Below are 910 nucleotides of genomic sequence, written 5' to 3'. Positions count from 1 at the left end.
CGATGGGCATCGGCAAGCTGTGCGCGACGAGCGCCAGCACCGACATGAGCCAGCAGTGGGTGTACGACAGCCTGGGGCGGCTCATCAGCAACCGCACGACGGTGGCGAACGGGCCGAGTTTTGCGAGTTCGCTGAGCTATGACGCGAATGGCCGGCAGGCAACGCAGACCTGGCCGACCGGGCTGACGGTGAACTACGGCTACACGCCGAAGGGGTTCCTCGGCAGCGTGTCGCTTGCGACGGCGGTCACGGTAAACCCGCTGCCTGCCACGCCGGGCGGCACGCCGGGTGCGAGCACGACGCTGCCGGCCGGCACGGTGCTGTGGCAGGCGCAGGCCTACAACGCATGGGATCACCTTGAGCAGCAGCGCTACAGCAACGCCGTGGTGAGCAAGTCGGGCTATGAAGCCGCGACGGGCCGCGCCAGCAGCCTGACGACGGGCAAGGGCAACGCGACTGATGTGCTGAACCACGGCTACGTGTGGGACAGCCTGGGGCGGCTGACGAACCGCAACGATGCGAACGGKGACGGTGCAASCGGYGCGGTGACGGAAAACTTCGAGCACGATGCGCTGGGTCGGCTGCAGCGCTACACGGTGGCAGCCCCTGCGATCAGCGGCTTGGTCCGCACTGTCAGCCTGCAATACAACGCGCTGGGCAGCATCCTCTACAAGAGCGATGTCGGGGTGTACAGCTACGGCGCGCAAGGCGCGAATGCGGTGCGGCCGCATGCGGTGCAGAGCATCGAAGGCGCTGCCACCAACACCTTCGGCTTCGATGCGAACGGGAACGTCGCCAGCGCGACGGCGGGCAAGTATCGAGGCATCACCTTCACGGGCTTCAACCTGCCGGACAGTCAGAGCGGAGTGCAAGGGCCTGCAGGCGGGCCGAGCTACGTGTGGGGCTACGA

Annotated in this window: 1 pseudogene; it reads left to right on the top strand. The window is 67.0% G+C overall.

What is annotated here, in order from left to right:
* A pseudogene (locus AC1D15_RS34665) lies at window positions 1-910 on the top strand (hypothetical protein); the annotation flags it as partial.

This window comes from Rhizobacter sp. P2_H2, from assembly GCF_056403375.1.
Note: the sequence above shows the minus strand (reverse complement) of the source record. Positions and strands in the feature narration are given on the sequence as shown.